Source organism: Pararhizobium sp. O133, from assembly GCF_051669845.1.
In the GTDB taxonomy this organism is placed as follows: Bacteria; Pseudomonadota; Alphaproteobacteria; order Rhizobiales; family Rhizobiaceae; genus Pararhizobium.
In genome coordinates this window covers 2858801-2876772 of sequence record NZ_CP196426.1, presented here as the reverse complement: position 1 = coordinate 2876772, position 17972 = coordinate 2858801, and the positions used below count along the sequence as shown (strand labels likewise).

The window sequence follows — 17972 nt, the reverse complement described above, 5'->3', positions numbered from 1 at the left end:
CCGGCTTCAAGTGACCGGATCGCCGGTCACCTCTGATTCCAGCCGCATTCCGTCATAACCGGGCTCGACATGGTCAGGCGTCTCGCGCATCACCGTGTCGTAGTCGAGCGGCGTGTGCATATGCGTCAGCACGGCGTGTTTCGGTCCGAAGCGCTCGATCCAGCCGAGCGACTGCTCGAGCGACAGATGGCTCGGATGAAACTTGTATTGCAGCGTGTCGATGAGCAGCATGTCGAGGCCCGACAGCCTGTCGATCGTCTGCTGAGGGAAATCGCTGACATCGCTGCAATAGGCAAAATTGCCAACACGGAAGCCGAGCGACATGATGCTGCCGTGGTGCTGCAGCAACGGCTGGAACGGTATCGGTCCGCCGGCGCCATCGATGACGACAGGCGTCAGCACCGGATCGATGATCCGAGCCTCGACGATTGGTGGGTAATTGCTGCCAATGGGCGTTTCCAGGCAATAGCGAAAACCGTCGCGAATACGGTCCATTGTCTCCTGATCGGCCCAGATCGGCGTTTTGCGACCGGAATACTGGACATAGCCGCGCAGGTCGTCGATGCCGTGGATATGATCGGCATGCGGATGCGAATAGAAGACGGCGTCGATATTCTGCACCTTTGCCGCGATCATCTGTTCGCGAAAATCCGGGCCGGTATCGATGACGACGGTGGTCTTTCCGCCTTCCGGTCCGATCTGCTCGACCAGCAAGGCCGCACGGCTGCGGCGGTTCCTGGGATTGGACGGATCGCAGGCCCCCCAGTCGCCATTGATGCGTGGAACGCCCGGAGACGACCCGCAGCCGAGAATGGTGAAGACCCGCCTCACCGCCATTTCACAGTCTCGGCATTTTAGAAAAGATGCGGAAAGCGTTTTCCGTGGTGATCCCGGCGATTTCCTCGCGCGAAACGCCGATCGTCTCGGCGAGCACATCGGCCGTATGGGCGACATAGGCCGGCTCGTTGCGCTTGCCGCGGAACGGTTTTGGCGCGAGATAAGGTGCATCGGTTTCGACGATCATGCGGTCATGCGGAACGGTCCTGGCGATCTCGCGCAGCTCTTCCGATTTCGGGAATGTCAGGATGCCGGAAAAGGAAATATAGCCGCCGAGATCGACGCCGACCTTGGCGAGGTTCGCCCCGGAAGAGAAACAGTGCAGAAGGAAGGGGAAGGTCCCCTTCCCTGTTTCCTCAGTCAGAATATCAGCCATATCGTCATCGGCGGAACGGCTGTGGATCACCAGCGGCAGCTGCGTTTCGCGGGCCGCCGCGATGTGGCGTCGCAAGCCGATCGCCTGGGCGTCGCGCGGTGCATTATCGTAGAAATAGTCGAGCCCGGCCTCGCCTATCGCCACGACCTTCGGATGGGCCGACAGGCGCACCAGATCTTCGGTCTCGATGTCCAGTTCCTCGTCCGCATTGTGCGGGTGGGTGCCGACCGAGCAGAAGACATTCGGATAGTGCTCGGCAATGCCGAGAATCGTATCGAACTTTTTCACCCGGGTCGAGATCGTGATCATCTGGCCGACGCCGGCCGCGCGCGCGCGCTCGATGATCGCGTCGCGTTCGGCCTCGAAATCCGGGAAATCGAGATGGCAATGGGTATCGATCAGCATGCTTATCCCTTACGCTTCCGGCGCGACGTAGCGCGGGAAAACCGGCGTCGGGGCTTCGAGCGCGGTTCCGGTCACAAGGCGTCCTGCTTCGCCAAGCGATGCGAACGTCCGCTTGTCGGCCGGGACAGCCACCAGGTCGAGAAGCTTGCCCGCCGATTCCGGCATGAACGGCTGCAGGAGGATGGCGACCTGACGCACCACATCAGCCGTGACATAGAGCACCGTTCCCATGCGGGCCGGATCGGTCTTCTTCAAACCCCACGGCGCCTGGCCGGCGAAATAGCGGTCGGCCTCGGAGACGACGGCGATGATCGAGGTCAGTGCCTTGTGGATCATCAGCGTATTCATGTCATCGCGCGTCGAGGCCTGCAGCGCGTCGGCGGATACGAGCATGGCCTTGTCCTCGTCCGTCAGCACGCCGCATTCCGGGATCTGCCCGTCGCAGTTCTTGACGATCATCGACAGCGAGCGGCTGGCAAGATTGCCGACGCCATTGGCGAGGTCGGAATTGATGCGCGTGGCGATGCCTTCCTCGCTATAGCTTCCGTCCTGGCCGAAGGAGACTTCGCGCAGGAAGAAATAACGGATCGGGTCGAGGCCGAAATGCTCGACGAGATTGACGGGATCGACGACATTGCCGAGCGACTTCGACATCTTCTCGCCCTTGTTGAGCAGGAAGCCATGCGCGAACACCTTCTTCGGCAGGGGCAATCCGGCCGACATCAGGAAGGCCGGCCAGTAGACTGCGTGGAAACGAATGATGTCCTTGCCGATCATGTGGATGTCGGCCGGCCAGAATTTAGCACGCGGGCCGTTCTCGTCGGTGAGATAGCCGGTCGCGGTGATGTAGTTGGTCAGCGCATCGACCCAGACATACATGACATGGCCGGGATCGTTCGGCACGGGAATGCCCCAGTCGAACGTCGTGCGCGACATCGACAGATCCTTGAGGCCGGATTTCACGAAGGAAATGACCTCGTTGCGACGCTCGGCCGGACCGATGAAGTCCGGATTGTCCTCGTAATGCTTCAGCAGCTTGTCCTGGTAGGCGGAGAGCTTGAAGAAGTAGCTGGCTTCCTCCATCCATTCGACCGGGGTGCCCTGCGGCCCGTAACGCACGCCATCGGCGCGAAGCTCGGTTTCGCCTTCCTGGTAATAGGCCTCGTCGCGCACCGAGTACCAACCGGAATAGCTGTCCTTGTAGAGATCGCCGGCTGCGGCCATGCGGTTCCAGATATTGGTCACCGCCTCGTAGTGGCGCTTCTCCGTGGTGCGGATGAAATCATCGTTCGACGCATTAAGAAGAGTTCCCATCTTCCTGAATTCGGCGGAGTTGCGATCGGCCAGTTCCTGCGCGGAGATGCCTTCCTTGCGTGCCGTCTGCTGCATCTTCTGGCCGTGCTCGTCGGTACCCGTCAGAAAAAGCACCTCGCGCCCGTCCAGCCGCTGGAAGCGCGCCATCGCATCGGTCGCAATCAGTTCGTAGGCATGGCCGATATGCGGCTTGCCGTTCGGATAGGAGATCGCGGTGGTGATGTAAAATGGGGGCTTGTCGGTCATGATCGGTTTCGGCCTGTTCGGATATTGCTTTGCTGGCCCGAGCTATTAGCGCATCCCTTGGCGGGATGAAACAGGCGTGGTCAGAAAAGGCGGCTTGGCGGCCGGAAAACAGGCCGCGCGATCGGGGCCTAACTCCGATCGCTCAGGCGGCCGCCTTGAGGTCGTCGAGAATGGAGAGAACGGTCTGCTTGCGGTCGAGATTATAGGCCTGGGCCACCGAAATCCGTTCGCCAATCCCCGCTGAAAGCCGCGCAAACCGTTCGGCTCGACCGATATCGCCGGTATGCGCTGCGTTGCGCGCCTCACGCATGATATGGGCTGTCACCAGCGCTGTGAAGAACTCGAAGATCGTCTCGCTATCCTTGCCGGCAAGAACGTCGGCGAGCTTGTGCATGTCCTTGCGGATCGCAGGTCCTTGGCCCGCCAGGATCGTCTCGAACGCCGCCATGATGTCGAGGCCGCCATAATTGATCAGCTTCAAGGCCTCCGACACGCTGCCATCGGCTGACGCCAGCACCTTCTCGCCAGTGCCGCCGGAAAGATCGAGGCCGAGATGAACCATAGCCTGGCGCAGCGCGTCCGGCGCCAGCGGCTTCAAATTTAGCGGCAGGCAGCGCGACCGGATCGTCGGCAGGAGTTTGCCCGGCGCATGGGTCAGCACCAGGAAGAGCGACCGCTTCGGCGGCTCCTCGAGGATTTTCAGGATGGCGTTCGCCGCATTGCGGTTGAGATCGTCGGCGGGATCCACGATGACGATGCGCCAGTTGCCGGTGCCGGATGTCTGCGAGAAAAATTTACCGGCCCGACGCACCTCGTCGACGGTGATGGCGCTTTTGACCTTGCCGGTCTTCTCGTCTGTCGGTCGGGTCAGGTGCAGGAGATTGTGCGACGCGCCAGATGCAAGCTGGCGGCTGACGATCGATTTCGGATCCGGGTCGGCGAGTTCCTCCGGTGCCTCGGATGGCTCCGGGTGGCTCAGTACATGATTGGCAAAACGGAACGCCAGCGTCGCCTTGCCGATACCTTCCGGACCTTCAATGAGGATGGCGTGATGCCCTCTCCCAGACCTGTAGCTCTGGGCCAGAAACTGCTCGGCTTCGGCATGCCCGAAAAGCTTGGTGTTTTCGGCGGGTGGGACCGCGCCGTCCAGGACATCGAATCTTTCCGTGCTCATTGCGCCGCTTCCGTACGCGGCCCACCGCCCGATCCCGGCAGCATCGGTTCGACGATAGAAAGCACTGCCGCGGCGATATCGCTGGCGGATTGCGCGGCATCGACGACGTGACAGCGTTTCGGATCGGCGGCGGCGATATCGAGGAAGGCTTCGCGACGCTTCTCGTGCGTTTCCAGTTCCTCCCGCTCGAAACGATCGAGCCCGACCTCCTGCCCCGGCGGAACCATTGCCGTATTCGCCCGCCGATGGACGCGTTCCAGGCCGAGCGCGGCCGGCAGGTCGAAAACGATGGTGCAGTCCGGCACGACGCCATTCACCGCGACACGCTCCAGCGCCTCGATGAAGGACGGCTCGAGATTGCCGGTGACGCCCTGGTAGACCCGGGACGAATCCATGAACCGATCACAGATGACGACAGTGCCGCCGAGAATGGCCGGCCGGATGATCTGCTCGACATGATCGCTGCGGGCAGCGGCAAACAGCATGGCTTCCATGCGCACGCCGAAATCCTGGGCGGCGCCGGACAACAGCACATGCCGCACGGCTTCCGCCCCCGGCGAGCCGCCGGGCTCGCGTGTCGTCAGCACCTTATAGCCGCGCTCGCGCAACGCATCGGCAAGCAGGCGGATCTGGGTGGACTTGCCCGCCCCCTCCCCGCCTTCGAATGTAACGAACAGACCGTTTCCGACAGACACCCGTGTTTCCCGCATGAGGCCGGCACGTCATCGCGCCGGATACTTTCATCTGGAGTCTGTTTAGCGGATTGTCGTGTGCCGCGAAACCGCTTGCGCCATCTTTCCTCAGAGCCAGAAGAACAGCAGCTCCTGCAGCGCATCCAGCGCCCTGCTGGTGAGCGTCCCCTGCTGCACCGACTGCGCGGTCTCAACCGGCACCTCGCGCAGCAAACGCTGGCCGCTCCAGATTTTCAGGCTGCCCGCCGTCTTGCCCGCCTCTACAGGCATGGGTAACGGCCAGCGATACATCACCTTGGCCGACAGGCGCTCGGGATTGTTGACCGGGACCAGTACATCGACCGGTTCGCTCGTCACAAGCTCCACATGCGATGCGTTGCCACCATAGAGGCTGGCCTCGCCCACCACTTCTCCGCTGGCAAACAGCCGCTTCTTCTCAAACGCACGCATCGCCCAGTCGAGAATCTTGCGCGTTTCCTCCAGCCTCTCCTTGTCGCTGGCAAGTCCGCCAAGCGCCAGGAACACGCGCCGGCCATCCTTCCGCATGGTGGCCACCATGGCGTAGCCGTAACCTTCCGCAAAGCCGGCGGCGAACCCATCGACGCCGATATTGGCGGCGATCAACGGGTTGCGGTTGCGCTGGCGGATCTTGTTCCACTCGAATTCGGCCTGCGAATAATAGGGAAAGAAGTCCGGATAACGTGTCTGGATGTGCCGAGCGAGCATTGCCAGGTTCCGCATCGTCGTTACGTTCCCAGGATCCGGCAGACCGGTGGCGTTGTTGAACACCGAGGCCGATAGCCCGATCTCTTTGGCCCGCTCGGTCATACGTCTGGCGAAAGCCTCTTCGCTGCCGGCCATGCCCTCGGCCAGGATAATGCAGCCGTCATTGGCAAGTTGCACGGTCACGCCCTGAATGAGATCAATGACCCTTGGACGCGATTTTAGCGCGGCGAACATGGTCGACGTGCCCGATGGCGCGCCGCCGGTTCTCCAGGCATATTCGGAAACGGGAAATTCGGTGTCGAGCGTCAGTTGCTTTTGGGCCAGCGCATCGAAGACGACCTCCATGGTCATCAGCTTGGCAAGCGAGGCCGGCGGAACCGGCGCATTCTCGTCCTTGGCGAAAAGGACCGTGCCGGTCTCGGCATCGATGAGATAGGCCTGTTTCGCCTTGGTCTCGAAGACCTGCGCCTGCGTCACCACGGGGATACAGAGGGCAGCAATGAGGATAAGAAACGAAACCAGCCGTGCGCGCATTCAAAACTCCGGTGTCATTCGGCCATAGCAGCCGGCTCTCCGGGGATCAATCACCATGCGTGGTTCAGCGTGCCGCGCCCTGACGTTTTGCATATGCGACGATGGATTTTGGCGTCAGCGGGTTCTGGTCCACAAGAATGGCGTCGAAGGCGGTTTCGGAATCGCTCACGCGCGCTTCCACATAAGCCGCGGCATAGGCCATGTTGCCGTCCGGTGGCGGAATGTATTCGGGACGCTCGCGCGGGATCGGACCGATCTCGGGAAGCATGGCGAATGCGTCCAGCGCTACGGAAGCGGCCGACGGCGTTTCCGTTTCGGCAAGCGCGTTGACCGGAACGCCCATTTCCATATTGGACTTGGCCGGGATCGTCAGCGTGCCGAGATTGCCGGCCTGCTTGCGCAGCGGCTCGTTCGAGGCGACCATGACACCGGTTGCGATCTGGCCTTCCGGGAAGGCGTTCGGACCGCGCTCGCCCTTCTGCACATAGGAAGCCATCAGATAGGGCATGTCATTGCCCTCGAGCGGCGCCTTGCCGATATATTGGACGCGGACCTTGGCGCTACCCCTGCGCTTCATGTCGAGGAAATCGGCGGTCTTGGAGGACACATCGATGATACGGCCATATTCGTAAGGGCCGCGATCGTTGACGCGCACGACGACCGAGGTACCGTTCTCGAGATTGGTGACGCGGGCATAACTCGGCAGCGGGAATGTCGGATGGGCGGCCGAGAGATGATACTTGTCGTAAACTTCGCCGTTCGCCGTCAGGCGGCCGTGGAATGCCGATCCGTACCAGGATGACATGCCGGTCTTGTTATAGCCGAAATCCTCCTTCGGCTGATACCACTTGCCCTTGACCTGATAGGCTTTGCCGACCTGATAGCGGCCACCGCCCTTGGGGATGTTCTTGCCGTCGGCGACGCGGGGGCTGGCCTTTACGCCATAGATCGACTCGGCGAAATATTCCTTGCTGCGGGGCTTGCTCTTGCTGACGCTCTGCGTGGTTCCGCAGGCCGTCAGGGCAACGCAAAACATCGGAATTGCAGCAAAACGCATTGCCTTGAGGACCAAAGCCGCAGTCTGATTGGAAGTCATGTGCCCCACATCGCCATTCGTAAAAGCCGTACTCGGAACTTTCCTGCGCGTTGCCCCTGCGAAAGAACCGGCGTCACGAAACGTAACAGTTGATTAAACATGACAACAACGTGGCGAAATTGCGAATGGTTAACGCGCGGCGGCTGCAACAATTGAAATCATGGTTTATGAAAGGTTAATTTCGATCTGCGATCTGTTCTGTCTCAGGACTGTGCACCGACATGATTCATATGGCTTCTTTGTCTGTGCCGAAATGATATTCTATGGCGATCGAACGTATACTTATAGATATCAGAAGAGGACAAGACCGATCGACGGCCAGTTATGCTCGATAACAGTGATATGTGCGGCACCGGCACATAAAGGCGGCCGCGTCGCAGACACGCGGGCTGGCCAACGCAGGCATATTCCTTGGGATAACATACCTGGATCGCGTCGCTTTTGTGCCGAACCGATACATCTCCCAAGACCGGCGCTACCCGGTTGACGTCCGCCATCCGCAAGCTATAAAGCGTTCCTGAACAGGGCCGCCCCTGATCTTTGCGGGACGGTATCGACCGCGATTCGGTCGAGCCGTGGATGGAAGAGTGTCCGAGTGGTTTAAGGAACCGGTCTTGAAAACCGGCGTGCGGGAGACCGTACCGTGGGTTCGAATCCCACCTCTTCCGCCAGTTGTTGACCGGTTTTTCGCAATATTGCCGCTCAACTTGGCGAGACGCCTCAAAAATATTCAAATCTCCTAACTTGCTTTGGGATCACCCCAAAAGTTTTCCGTTTCGCCCAGACCTGCTGATTGACATTTAAGGGGTCAGCGCTATGCATGACCCGAATATGACGGTTTGATAAAACTTATGTGAAATAAATAAGGCAAGCGTAAGCGTTTATCAAATCCGTCTGGCGGGCTGGGATTTCTTCGGAGTCGGAATGCAAAAATACAGTTTCTTGTTGCTATCGGGTGGGGTCGGCTCGCGAACGGCGCTTCAATATCCCAAGCAGTTTCATTTCATCAACGGACATCCGATGGTCGCCTATGCAATCATCGCCGCGACTCGGGTTCCGGAAATCGACGAAATCGTCATCAACTATCCCGACGGCTTTGAAGAGCAGACGCGCGAAGTCATCGATGCCTATGCCAGCCAAGTCAGCGTTAAAATGGTCAAATCGGGCTCGACGCGCCATGAATCGACGCGCCTGCTGTATGAAGCAGCGACGAACGATCGCGTCATCCTTCATGAAGCCGCGCGACCGACAATCACGCCAGAACACATCACGGCGCTGATCAACAGCCAGCATGACAATACGGCCTATTGCCTGCCGATCCACTTCTCCATGTGCACCGTCGATCCGGTCAGCCGCAAGATGCTGGACCGCGTTGATCGTGCGACGACTATGAACATTCAGCTGCCGCAGAAATTCCTGAAGGCCAACCTTGCCGACTCGCATCAGAAGGCCAGGGAACAAGGTCTCGTCTTCACTGAGGATGCCATGCTCTGCCACGAGGTCGGTGGCTACGATGTGTATTACCGGGATGGCTGGAACACCAACGTCAAGATTACGACGCCTGACGATTTTCATTTCGCCGAAGCTGTGTTGAACGGGTACAAATTAAATGACTGAAACTCTCCTCGTCACCGGCGCCTCGCGCGGGATCGGCGCATCCATTGTCCGCAAGCTTGCGAAATCCTCGCCCTCGATTGGCTGTTTTGTCACGATCGCCCGCAGGAGCAGCGATTATGATTCCTTCATCGAAGAGATGCGGGCGCAGCACCCGAACAAGACCTTCATTCCGCTTTATGCGGATGTCGGCGATGCCGAGCAACTCGACGCCGCGATGGCCGAGCTCCAGAATCGCAATATCCATGTCGATGGCGTCATCAACAATGCCGGCTACACCAACCCGAAAAGCATCAACGAGATCGTCATCGACGATTTCCTCTACACGCTCAAGACCAACCTGATCGCGCCATTCTCGATCGTGCAGAACCTGATCAAGCGCGGCCATCCGCCGAGCCTGGTGATCAACATCGCCTCGACGGCCGGCATGAACGGCCGCCCGGGCTGGCTCACCTATTCCGCCAGCAAGGCCGGCCTGATCAACATGACCGACGTCATGCGCCAGGAACTGAAGGTCTACGGCACCCGCGTCGTCTGCATCTCGCCCGGCCGCTGCGCGACCGACCTGCGCAAGACGCTGGCTCCGGACGAGGATCCGAGCACCATCATGCAGCCGGAAGACGTTGCCGACGTCATCGCCATCCTGGTTTCCGATGCCGGTCGCCTGATCGACAGCCAGAATCTCGTCGTACGGACATAAGGACGGTTCATGAACATCCTGGCTGATGTTGGAACATTGAGGGCGCCGGTCAATGCCGGCGCCCAGCTCTACATCGATAGCCCCATGCCCAATGCGCTGGATCAGGTTCTTCCGTTTTTCAAGAACGGGTTCTTCCCGGCCGAAACCATGCCGGTGATGATGCGCCGGCGATCACGGCGCGACAATGCCGTGCCGGACAACGGTGCGGCAGGCCCCAAGATTTACAAGAACACGTTGCGCAATATCGCTTCGCAGCAGAACGCCAGTGCCGGCATTGTCTACTATGCCTTCAACGCCCAGATGAACGCCACGCTTGTGTCCAACCGGTCGCTGCGGCATGTTCTGGCGCTGCATGGCGAAAGCAACAAGATTTCGTCATTTCGCCCCGCCGCCCGGCTCTACGACTACGTGCTGGTGGCGGGCGACCTTGCTTGCCGGCGCTATCTGCAGGCCGGCATTTTTACGCGGCGGGAGGTCGAACTCGGCCGGTTGATCAGGTTGGGCGACAGCGTCGTCCAGTCCATGCCTTATTTCGCAGCGGCGCCGATCGACTCCGACGGCTGGCTTCTCTATGCGCCGACCTGGGAAACCAGCAACCCCGGTGAAAACTATTCGAGCGCCGAAGGCGGTTTCGGCTTCGAATTGCTGCGGGAAAGCGCCCGGCAGATGGGGCTGCGCAATATCATGGTAAAGCCGCATCCGAATTTCGGCATGCGCGACACCCAGTATCTGCGCCACCTGGTGTCCGCGCTGCGCCGCATGAGCGCCGAGGGCTATACCGTCCGCGTGCTCGATGATGGTTTGAACTGGCGCGTACGCCTGGCGCTGCGGCTGGCCTGCACGGCTTCGGTCATTGCGCCTGCGGATACGGTTTATCCCGTCTCCTTCGCGCTGGTCGATATTTCCGGTATGGAAGCCATCTGTCTGAAGCAGGGCATCGCGCATATGGTCATTCAGAAGCCGACCAATACCATGCCCGACGATGCAGTGCTTGTTGATCTCTACCGGCAAAAATCCTTCACGTTTGGCGAACCCGGGCCGACGTCGAAAAGCCGGATCGCCAACTACGTCGCCCACATCGCGTCGATCGACGCGCGTCATCGCAATGTGATCTTCTCCTATTCGGATGAAAGCCTGGTCGAGGCGGCGCCAAGCTTTCGATACAACTGGCTGGACAGCTACATTCGAAAAGATCCGTACTGGTCCGAAGAGTCCTATTGATAATGCTGAGGTTTGTGGCACCTTTCCTGCTCGCGTGCCTTGTGGCCGTGGTCATCACCCTGTTCGTGCGTTCCGATCTGTTGCCGTATAACGCAGCCGTTGCCGCCTTCCTCTTGATGACCGCGGCATTCCATGGCGTGGCGCTGATGGTGCGCAAGGTGCGCCGTAAATTCTTCGGTCCGCTCGACAGGGAATGGGTTGGAACAATTCCTAATCTGTCCATCCTGCTGATCGCTGTCAATTACGGACTTGGCCTCTTCCTGATCCGAGACGCCGGCCCGCTGCCGCAGATAAGCTACGGCCTGACTGGTGTTCTCGTGCTTGCGGTTATTTCGATCGCGCATCTGACGTCGGACATGCTGGCCAAACCGGCGCGGTCGCGGAACTATGCGATCCCCTACCCTGAACCACTGGCGGAATCGCTGACGGCAAAGGCGCGCGGGGCCATCTATTACCTCAGGCTTGCCTGCGTCGTGACGTCCATCGGTCTTTTCGTGCTGATTGTGCTCGTCGGTTACGGTGTCGAGCTTGCCGCTGCGGCATTCCTGCTGAATGCCGTCTATGTCTATGTCTTCTACAAGCTCAGGGCCCTGTTCCGGTCGGAACGCCTGAGGCGGGAAGCCGGATTGCAGCAGGCCGGAAAGGCCTATTTCGAGCACTTTCAGCCGGTGCTGATGCTTTATTACTCCGATCCTGTGGCCAAGGATTCCAAGGAGGTATACGCCTGGATCCAGCGCCTGTCGGCGCTCGAGCAACCCTTTGTCACGATGGTGCGGGAACGGGCGCATTTCATCCGGCTGGTCAAGCTTGGTGTGACCGATATCGTCCTCGCCGACACGATGGACACCATCGAACAGTTCGTCTTCAAAAGCTTGAAGGCCGTCGTCACAATCAATAACAACGCGAAAAACACCCAGATCGTCCGTTTCGGCAATCTCAAGCAGATCAACTTCGTCCCGTCGAAACCTTACGAGAACATTCGTTTTCCGAACAGTTTCGGCATGTACAGTGACCTGTTCTTCTTCAGCCACAAGATTGCCCAGAAGGCCGTGGATGCTGGCGTGCTCGCTTCCATCGCGGTCATCGAACCCGACAACGCCACCGTGCTTCCGGCGCTTGCAGGTCCTCTGGATGACAATGGCCTGACGATCGGTTATGTCCTGGGTGCCCCCTATCGCGACTGGTCGCTTGCTGCCCGCCCGAGCAAGGCAATCGTTCAGCGCCTGCAGAAGCGGGCAAAGCCAACGACATTGCTGATCCGTGCCAATGCGGTCGCGAAATCGGATCAGAACTCGGCTTCGACCTTCGCCGAAATCGGTGCGTCTATCAGGCAGTTCGCGCCGACGGCGGACAACCGGACGACATTCTTTACCGCTTCGGCCATGTCGGCCAAGGCGCTGACAAACCAGGCGGATATCCTGCTTTGTGACCTCTCACAGGTTGATGGCGATCTGCTTGCCGTCAACAAGCCGATCATCGTGACCGATATTTTCGGTCTGGCGCGATCACCGGCAACCGCTTCCGCATTCCTGACCGCATGCTACGTACTCAATCCCGACTTTTCGAACTTTGAAGCCATACTTGAAGACATAACCGATACCGACAGCCTCCTGCCCAAACGGCAGGCCCTGATATCGACCATGACCTCTACCGTGAAGATCACATCGTTCAAATCCGCCATGGATGCCGCACTGGCCCCCGGCAGGAATGAATAAAGGCGTTGCCGCCAACGTTCTTCTTCGTGCCGTTCGATTTTAGAGCATCGCAAGAGCCTATTTGATTAGGAGGTAAGTTCAGGTGAAAGTGAACTTCGATATTTTGTTGCTGATCCGTCAAGAGCCGGTTCGTAAGTCGATGGCTGGCGCGCTTGCTCTGCTCGTCATGCTGCTGCTGGCCTTGCCATTCCTGCCTCTGACGCAAGAAGTGCGTTTTATCTATGCATTGGCGGCGGTCTGCCTGGCCTCCCTGCCCGTCGCGACCACGTACTTGACGTTCGCCTATCGTGAAGTCGCGCGAAACTCTCTGGCCGGATCGGAGCGCATTGCGGACAACCAGGCGAGCATCGGGCTGACGCTGATGGACAAGGCGCTCGTCATTGCTGTTGCGGTTTCGTTTCTCGGCTCGCTCATCCTGAGCCTGTTGCAGGTCACGGCCGCGTCCGTCGGTCTGCTCCTGTCGATTGCCCTCTATCTGGCGTTTGCGATCAGCAATATTTCACGTCTGTTGATCCTCGATGCGCATGCAAAGGAGGCGGCGGTCGCCGATTTCAATTTTGCCCGGGTGGCGAACAATCTGCGCCAGCCGCGCTTCGCTTTTCACTTTTCCGCCCTCGATCTCAACACGCCATCGCATGTGCTGATGTGGCTGCCGTATCTTGAGGCGCTCGGCATTCCCTTCTTCATCATCGTGCGCGAGCGCAAGCATCTCTTCGGTCTTGCCGCCCTGACCAGCACGCCGGTCATCCTGTCATCGGCGCCGCAGTTGAAACTCGTCCTGCCATCATCCGTCACGACGGTGTTCTACGCCAACAACGCCGCCGGAAATTTTGCGCTGATCAACGGCAGACCGGATCTCCAGCATATCCAGCTTCTCCACGGCGACAGCGACAAGCCGCCGAGCTTCAGCGCGGTGTCGAAGGTGTTTTCCAAGCTCTTCGTTGCCGGCCGGATGGCAATCGACCGATATGCGCGCAACAATGTGATCATCCCGGCAGAGAAATTCGCCATCGTCGGACGCCCCCAGGTTGCCCGCATCACACCGGCACGGACGGACAAACCAAGCGACATGATCACGGTCGCCTATCTGCCGACCTGGATCGGCTATCACGAGGATGCGAAATTCTCCTCGCTGAAACACGCCGCCGGGATCATCGACAAGGTGATGTCGGGCGATATTCCGGTGCGCGTCATGTTCAAGCCGCACCCGATGTCCTACAAGGATCCCGCCTCGTCGCGATATCTCGGTGATATCCGCCGTGTCCTGTCGCGCCAGAGAAGCAATGGCAGTCTTGGCGAGCTCCATCAGGACGCCACCGACCCGATTGACCTCTACAACATGGCCGATATCCTGATTTCCGATATTTCCAGCGTCATCATCGATTTCCTCTATTCCGGAAAGCCCTATCTCGTCACCAATCCCTCGAAATACGATGACGCGGAGTTGCAGGCCTATCCGAGCGTGCTTGGCGGCTACCTGCTCGACGAGGCCGGAGAAAATACGCTTGAACTCGTCAAACTCGCCGCAGGCGCTGATCCGATGCGGGAAAAGCGAATGGCAACGCGATCCCATGCTTTCGGCGATCTCGACCACGCGCCCGCCGAGCTGTTCACCCGCGTGTCAATCGACATCATTGAGGGACGTTACAGCGGCGATGCCACCACATTCGAAGTCCAGAAGCTTGCTTCGTGATCGGTACGGCGCGGTCGGAAAGACGCCTATCGATAGCGCAGGGCCACATCCGGCCGGTCGGTGGTCACCTGCAGGATCGGCTGTCGCATCCAGTAAGCCAATTCGTCCGGCGTATTCGGCACCCAGGCACCGATCCTGTCGCCACCGACGAGTTCGATGCATTTATCGAGCGCAAAAGACAGCAGGTCCTTGTGAATGGCCATGGCGCAGGTGGGGATAGCGGCAAAACGTTTGATTGCCGCCTCGAGTCCGCCCATCTGTTGCGCGCTGGCCTGGTTGATCGAGGCAAGGTAGCGGATGCTCGGAAAAACCCTGTAGGCTTCCGTGAGCACATTCGGAACGAAACTGGTCAGCCGACTGCGATCCACCATGCCGAACTCCCGCAACATATCGGCGATTTCACCGGCAAGCCCCGGATAGGTGCGTCCATAGGCGTCGGTCTTGATTTCCACCTGCAGTTCCTGATCGCCGCCACGACAGAGATCCAGCACCTCGCGTAGCATCGGAACCGTCTGGCCAGCGGCGTCCTTGATTCCCGCCGCCCTGATCTCGGCGAGCGTCATGTCGCAGACAAGGCCGGATCCGTTGGTCGTCCGGTCGATTCGACCGTCATGGATGACGACGAGCTCGCCATCGGCTGTTCGATGCACATCGAATTCGATCCCATCAAGCGGCAGTTGGAGCGCCCTCTCGAAACCGGCAAGCGTATTTTCCGGCCAGAGTTTGGCCGCGCCCCTGTGCCCGATAATTCTCACCATGACTGGATCTTTCGAGATATGCGCGTTGTCACGAGAACGGCATATAGTGTTCGCGGTATCTCGGGCAAGCGCACTCCGCATTGCTCGAACGACCAAGAGTCGCCACAGCGCAAGCCAGTTAAAACAGCAGTTCAGGAAAAACCGGACAGTCGCCAAAGAGATGAAACGGTTACCATCTCCTTGCAAAGCATACGGGACGGCAGATTAGAGCATCATTCCCTTAATACGACCCATTCTGCTGGAAGGAATTTTGGCCAGAACCAAGGCGGCCGGCGAAAAGCGCAGCAGAAGCTGCGGTTGAGACGGCCACCGCCGGTAGTGGCCAAAATTCATCCAGCCCTTCGGGTTGGCTGAAAACGGCCGCCCACTGCGGCGGATGGCTGGACCGATGGATGTCGCATCGCTCTGCGCCATCCTTCTTGTGGATCGGCCGTTTTGAGCCAACAGAATGGGGCGTATTAAGGGAACGATGCTCTAGGCGATCTTGGCGCCGAACAGATCGAGAAGACCGTTCAGGACGCCCGAGAGTTCCGCATCGGTGACATCGCCCTCGCGCACGAGATAGGGGTGCCTGGCGAGGTTGCGCGCGGCAGCGAAGAGCTTCGCGTTCTTCTCGTCCAAAAGGGCGGTATCAGTGTTTACAGCTTTGACCAGCATCGATTGTCTCCTTGTACAAATCGACCCTATGTCAGCGACATGACAGTCGTGTAACAGTTGGTCATTCCGCATCACTTTATCGTCGTTGATACTGACCACGGAAAATGTGAGGGCAGTTTCCTCTTGAGAGCCGCTCTGCGTCCTGCGGAAGACAACCGAATACGGATTTAAACAGTTAAACGATCGGCATTGCAGCCGGATATCGGAACGCAATCCCCTCCACTCCGATCCGGACAATCCCTTGGCGGGCCATCGGCTCGACGATCGCGATGACGGTGGGAAGCGTCGGTGCCCTGGCCTGCGTCAACCTCAATATTCAACTGCAGTGCCCCCCGTTCGTCCCGATTCATCGCTGATGAAACGGATTAGCGAACCAGAAAATTCATGGTATGCTGGTCATCGAACCCACCCCATCGCCTGCGCGGCGCCCTCGCCGCTGGTTAGTCGCGTCGGCTGTGCGGTTTGTGATGTTCGAGTTCCCCCAAAAAAGCGCGGTAAAGGAGAACGCAATGCATTACAGCGTGCAGTTTTTTACCTGGACCCCGAAACTTGGCGTCCATCAGGTCGGCACCATTGTCGAGATCGATGCCGTCAATCCGAAGCTTGCCGCTACATCCCTGCTCGGCCTGAGGCTGGATGAAACCGGCACTGCCAAGAAGCTCGCCGTTCGCGTCTGGAGCGCGCCGGACGACAGCCAGGCCGACTGCGCCTGCTTCTATTATCATTGAGCTGATACGGTCCGCTCAGACCATCGGATCGTTTCATCCTTTGACTACCCCGCCTTGGGGCGGGCAATGGAAACGTATGTCTCAATCTTCGACTCCGGTCGGAATTGGAGAAACGTTTTGCGGTCATGAGAACGGCCGTAGCCACGAAGATGGCGTCAAAATTGGTGGAGCCGCACGTGACGCATCGTTTCAGAACACCTGAAACGATTGCTCAGAATAAACAATCGGTAAATACGACCGACCGATTATATTTACGTGGAAAATTTTGGAGGCCTCGCCCGGAATTGAACCGGGGTACAAGGATTTGCAGTCCTCTGCGTCACCACTCCGCCACGAGGCCTCTCAAGCTCGAATAATCGAACCGTGGCGGCGGTTTAGAATGATCCTAGACAAACCGCAAGAGAATAATTCCGAAAAAACGGCCGCGTTCATTTTCCGACATGATGTTTTCCGAACATTCTCCACAGAAGCCTCTCCACCACGAAAGCCGTCGTACACAAACCCGCGCAAATCATTTCCCATAAGGCTCAGTGCACCTGACCTCCTGCCAGACCGTCCAACCGACGTCGCGGCTGCTTGAAGCGAGTGAACCGAAATGCGTCGAAGCTTGCCCTGATCAGTGATAGCGGCGAATGAGGCCCACCAACTTGCCCTGGATCTTCACCCGGTCGGGACCGAATATCCGGGTCTCGTAGGCCGGATTGGCGGCTTCGAGTGCGATGGAAGCGCCCTTGCGCCGGAAGCGCTTCAGGGTCGCCTCCTCGTCATCGACGAGCGCCACGATGATTTCGCCGGGGCTGGCGGTATTGGTGTTGCGGATGATGACCGTGTCCCCGTCGAGGATGCCGGCCTCGATCATCGAATCGCCTCGGACCTCCAGCGCGTAATGATCCCCCACCCCGACCATTTCCATCGGTACGGAAATATCGTGCGTGTTGTTCTGGATGGCGGAGATCGGCACGCCGGCGGCGATCCGCCCCATGACCGGGACCGTCACGCTATCGCTGTTGGCCGCGACAGGTTTGGCAGGCGCCGGCTTTTCGGCGGAGGCGCCGAGGCTGCCCTGGATAACACTGGGCGAAAAGCCGCGCTTGGGCTGGAGGCTTGGCGAATAGGCTTCCGGCAGCTTGATGACCTCCAGTGCGCGTGCGCGATTGGGCAGGCGGCGGATGAAGCCCCGTTCCTCAAGCGCCGTGATCAGTCGGTGGATGCCGGATTTCGAGGCGAGATCCAGAGCATCCTTCATTTCATCAAAGGATGGAGGCACGCCGGATTCCTTCATTCTTTCGTGAATGAACAGAAGCAATTCCTGTTGCTTGCGAGTCAGCATGAACGATCACTCCAAAGTCGAGAAACAAAGCAAGAACGAACACTATATGTTCCATATGTGTTCCGCAAGCCCCCTCAAAATATTTGAATGTTTCCAACAATATTCGGCGCGGGCGATGAAGCCGGCGGGCTGTTGCGCGCGAGACTCACCAGTCTT

Annotated in this window: 16 protein-coding genes and 2 tRNA genes; 7 read left to right on the top strand and 11 right to left on the bottom strand. The window is 59.0% G+C overall.

Features of this window, described 5'->3' with window-relative positions:
• Nucleotides 1-6: 6 nt before the first annotated feature.
• The 7 genes from ACST81_RS13785 to ACST81_RS13755 all read right to left on the bottom strand — a co-directional run bounded on the left by ACST81_RS13785 (nucleotide 7) and on the right by ACST81_RS13755 (nucleotide 7400).
• Nucleotides 7-837, bottom strand: coding sequence for an MBL fold metallo-hydrolase (locus tag ACST81_RS13785; protein ID WP_438748501.1), 831 nt, complete (start codon nucleotides 835-837; stop codon nucleotides 7-9).
• A 1-nt stretch (nucleotide 838) separates the two neighbouring features.
• Nucleotides 839-1618 (bottom strand): TatD family hydrolase, encoded by a 780-nt coding sequence (locus ACST81_RS13780; protein ID WP_438748499.1) that lies wholly within the window; start codon nucleotides 1616-1618, stop codon nucleotides 839-841.
• A gap of 9 nt (nucleotides 1619-1627) precedes the next feature.
• Entirely contained in the window at nucleotides 1628-3178 is a 1551-nt protein-coding gene (gene metG, locus ACST81_RS13775) for a methionine--tRNA ligase (protein ID WP_438748497.1), read from the bottom strand.
• Between the two features lie 142 nt (nucleotides 3179-3320).
• A complete protein-coding gene (locus ACST81_RS13770; RefSeq protein WP_438748495.1) occupies nucleotides 3321-4352 on the bottom strand; it encodes a DNA polymerase III subunit delta' in 1032 nt (343 codons plus the stop codon).
• Complete coding sequence (tmk, locus tag ACST81_RS13765) at nucleotides 4349-5062, bottom strand: dTMP kinase (protein WP_438748492.1); 714 nt, start codon at nucleotides 5060-5062, stop codon at nucleotides 4349-4351. Before tmk ends, ACST81_RS13770 begins: the two co-directional genes overlap by 4 nt.
• Before the next feature lie 90 nt (nucleotides 5063-5152).
• Nucleotides 5153-6304 (bottom strand): D-alanyl-D-alanine carboxypeptidase family protein, encoded by a 1152-nt coding sequence (locus ACST81_RS13760; protein ID WP_438748489.1) that lies wholly within the window; start codon nucleotides 6302-6304, stop codon nucleotides 5153-5155.
• Nucleotides 6305-6368: 64 nt separating this feature from the next.
• The gene (locus ACST81_RS13755; protein WP_438748488.1) at nucleotides 6369-7400 is read right to left on the bottom strand and encodes a septal ring lytic transglycosylase RlpA family protein; all 1032 of its coding nucleotides are present in this window, start codon (nucleotides 7398-7400) and stop codon (nucleotides 6369-6371) included.
• A 581-nt stretch (nucleotides 7401-7981) separates the two neighbouring features.
• Between ACST81_RS13755 and ACST81_RS13750 the strand changes: the two genes are divergently transcribed.
• The 6 genes from ACST81_RS13750 to ACST81_RS13725 all read left to right on the top strand — a co-directional run bounded on the left by ACST81_RS13750 (nucleotide 7982) and on the right by ACST81_RS13725 (nucleotide 14343).
• Nucleotides 7982-8071, top strand: a tRNA-Ser gene (locus tag ACST81_RS13750).
• 253 nt (nucleotides 8072-8324) lie between these two features.
• Nucleotides 8325-9017: an IspD/TarI family cytidylyltransferase gene (locus ACST81_RS13745; protein WP_438748485.1), complete on the top strand. Its 693-nt coding sequence runs from the start codon at nucleotides 8325-8327 to the stop codon at nucleotides 9015-9017.
• Nucleotides 9010-9714, top strand: a complete 705-nt coding sequence (locus tag ACST81_RS13740) for an SDR family oxidoreductase (RefSeq protein ID WP_438748483.1) — start codon at nucleotides 9010-9012, stop codon at nucleotides 9712-9714. Before ACST81_RS13745 ends, ACST81_RS13740 begins: the two co-directional genes overlap by 8 nt.
• Before the next feature lie 9 nt (nucleotides 9715-9723).
• The gene (locus tag ACST81_RS13735; RefSeq protein ID WP_438748482.1) at nucleotides 9724-10935 is read left to right on the top strand and encodes a hypothetical protein; all 1212 of its coding nucleotides are present in this window, start codon (nucleotides 9724-9726) and stop codon (nucleotides 10933-10935) included.
• 2 nt (nucleotides 10936-10937) lie between these two features.
• Complete coding sequence (locus tag ACST81_RS13730; protein WP_438748479.1) at nucleotides 10938-12650, top strand: hypothetical protein; 1713 nt, start codon at nucleotides 10938-10940, stop codon at nucleotides 12648-12650.
• An 82-nt stretch (nucleotides 12651-12732) separates the two neighbouring features.
• Nucleotides 12733-14343 (top strand): CDP-glycerol glycerophosphotransferase family protein, encoded by a 1611-nt coding sequence (locus ACST81_RS13725; protein WP_438748476.1) that lies wholly within the window; start codon nucleotides 12733-12735, stop codon nucleotides 14341-14343.
• 26 nt (nucleotides 14344-14369) lie between these two features.
• Here ACST81_RS13725 and ACST81_RS13720 read toward each other — a convergent pair whose 3' ends face one another.
• Both ACST81_RS13720 and ACST81_RS13715 read right to left on the bottom strand, forming a co-directional pair.
• Nucleotides 14370-15101, bottom strand: a complete 732-nt coding sequence (locus tag ACST81_RS13720) for a glycerophosphodiester phosphodiesterase family protein (protein ID WP_438748473.1) — start codon at nucleotides 15099-15101, stop codon at nucleotides 14370-14372.
• 474 nt (nucleotides 15102-15575) lie between these two features.
• The gene (locus ACST81_RS13715; RefSeq protein WP_438748471.1) at nucleotides 15576-15758 is read right to left on the bottom strand and encodes a hypothetical protein; all 183 of its coding nucleotides are present in this window, start codon (nucleotides 15756-15758) and stop codon (nucleotides 15576-15578) included.
• 509 nt (nucleotides 15759-16267) lie between these two features.
• Between ACST81_RS13715 and ACST81_RS13710 the strand changes: the two genes are divergently transcribed.
• Nucleotides 16268-16486 carry a hypothetical protein gene (locus ACST81_RS13710; protein WP_438748469.1) on the top strand — a complete coding sequence of 73 codons (219 nt, stop codon included), beginning with the start codon at nucleotides 16268-16270 and terminating at the stop codon, nucleotides 16484-16486.
• Between the two features lie 266 nt (nucleotides 16487-16752).
• Here ACST81_RS13710 and ACST81_RS13705 read toward each other — a convergent pair.
• Together ACST81_RS13705 and lexA are read right to left on the bottom strand one after the other, a co-directional pair.
• Nucleotides 16753-16826: transfer RNA gene (locus tag ACST81_RS13705), tRNA-Cys, on the bottom strand.
• A gap of 276 nt (nucleotides 16827-17102) precedes the next feature.
• Nucleotides 17103-17816, bottom strand: coding sequence for a transcriptional repressor LexA (gene lexA / locus ACST81_RS13700; RefSeq protein ID WP_325463187.1), 714 nt, complete (start codon nucleotides 17814-17816; stop codon nucleotides 17103-17105).
• Nucleotides 17817-17972 lie beyond the last annotated feature (156 nt).

Coding starts and splice junctions, on each gene's coding strand:
- metG (WP_438748497.1), bottom strand. CDS start 3,178: ATGACCGACAAGCCCCCATTTTACATCACCACCGCGATCTCCTATCCG.
- ACST81_RS13715 (WP_438748471.1), bottom strand. CDS start 15,758: ATGCTGGTCAAAGCTGTAAACACTGATACCGCCCTTTTGGACGAGAAG.
- ACST81_RS13735 (WP_438748482.1), top strand. CDS start 9,724: ATGAACATCCTGGCTGATGTTGGAACATTGAGGGCGCCGGTCAATGCC.
- ACST81_RS13730 (WP_438748479.1), top strand. CDS start 10,938: ATGCTGAGGTTTGTGGCACCTTTCCTGCTCGCGTGCCTTGTGGCCGTG.
- ACST81_RS13760 (WP_438748489.1), bottom strand. CDS start 6,304: ATGCGCGCACGGCTGGTTTCGTTTCTTATCCTCATTGCTGCCCTCTGT.
- ACST81_RS13710 (WP_438748469.1), top strand. CDS start 16,268: ATGCATTACAGCGTGCAGTTTTTTACCTGGACCCCGAAACTTGGCGTC.
- ACST81_RS13785 (WP_438748501.1), bottom strand. CDS start 837: ATGGCGGTGAGGCGGGTCTTCACCATTCTCGGCTGCGGGTCGTCTCCG.
- ACST81_RS13755 (WP_438748488.1), bottom strand. CDS start 7,400: ATGACTTCCAATCAGACTGCGGCTTTGGTCCTCAAGGCAATGCGTTTT.
- tmk (WP_438748492.1), bottom strand. CDS start 5,062: ATGCGGGAAACACGGGTGTCTGTCGGAAACGGTCTGTTCGTTACATTC.
- ACST81_RS13740 (WP_438748483.1), top strand. CDS start 9,010: ATGACTGAAACTCTCCTCGTCACCGGCGCCTCGCGCGGGATCGGCGCA.
- ACST81_RS13720 (WP_438748473.1), bottom strand. CDS start 15,101: ATGGTGAGAATTATCGGGCACAGGGGCGCGGCCAAACTCTGGCCGGAA.
- lexA (WP_325463187.1), bottom strand. CDS start 17,816: ATGCTGACTCGCAAGCAACAGGAATTGCTTCTGTTCATTCACGAAAGA.
- ACST81_RS13780 (WP_438748499.1), bottom strand. CDS start 1,618: ATGCTGATCGATACCCATTGCCATCTCGATTTCCCGGATTTCGAGGCC.
- ACST81_RS13745 (WP_438748485.1), top strand. CDS start 8,325: ATGCAAAAATACAGTTTCTTGTTGCTATCGGGTGGGGTCGGCTCGCGA.
- ACST81_RS13770 (WP_438748495.1), bottom strand. CDS start 4,352: ATGAGCACGGAAAGATTCGATGTCCTGGACGGCGCGGTCCCACCCGCC.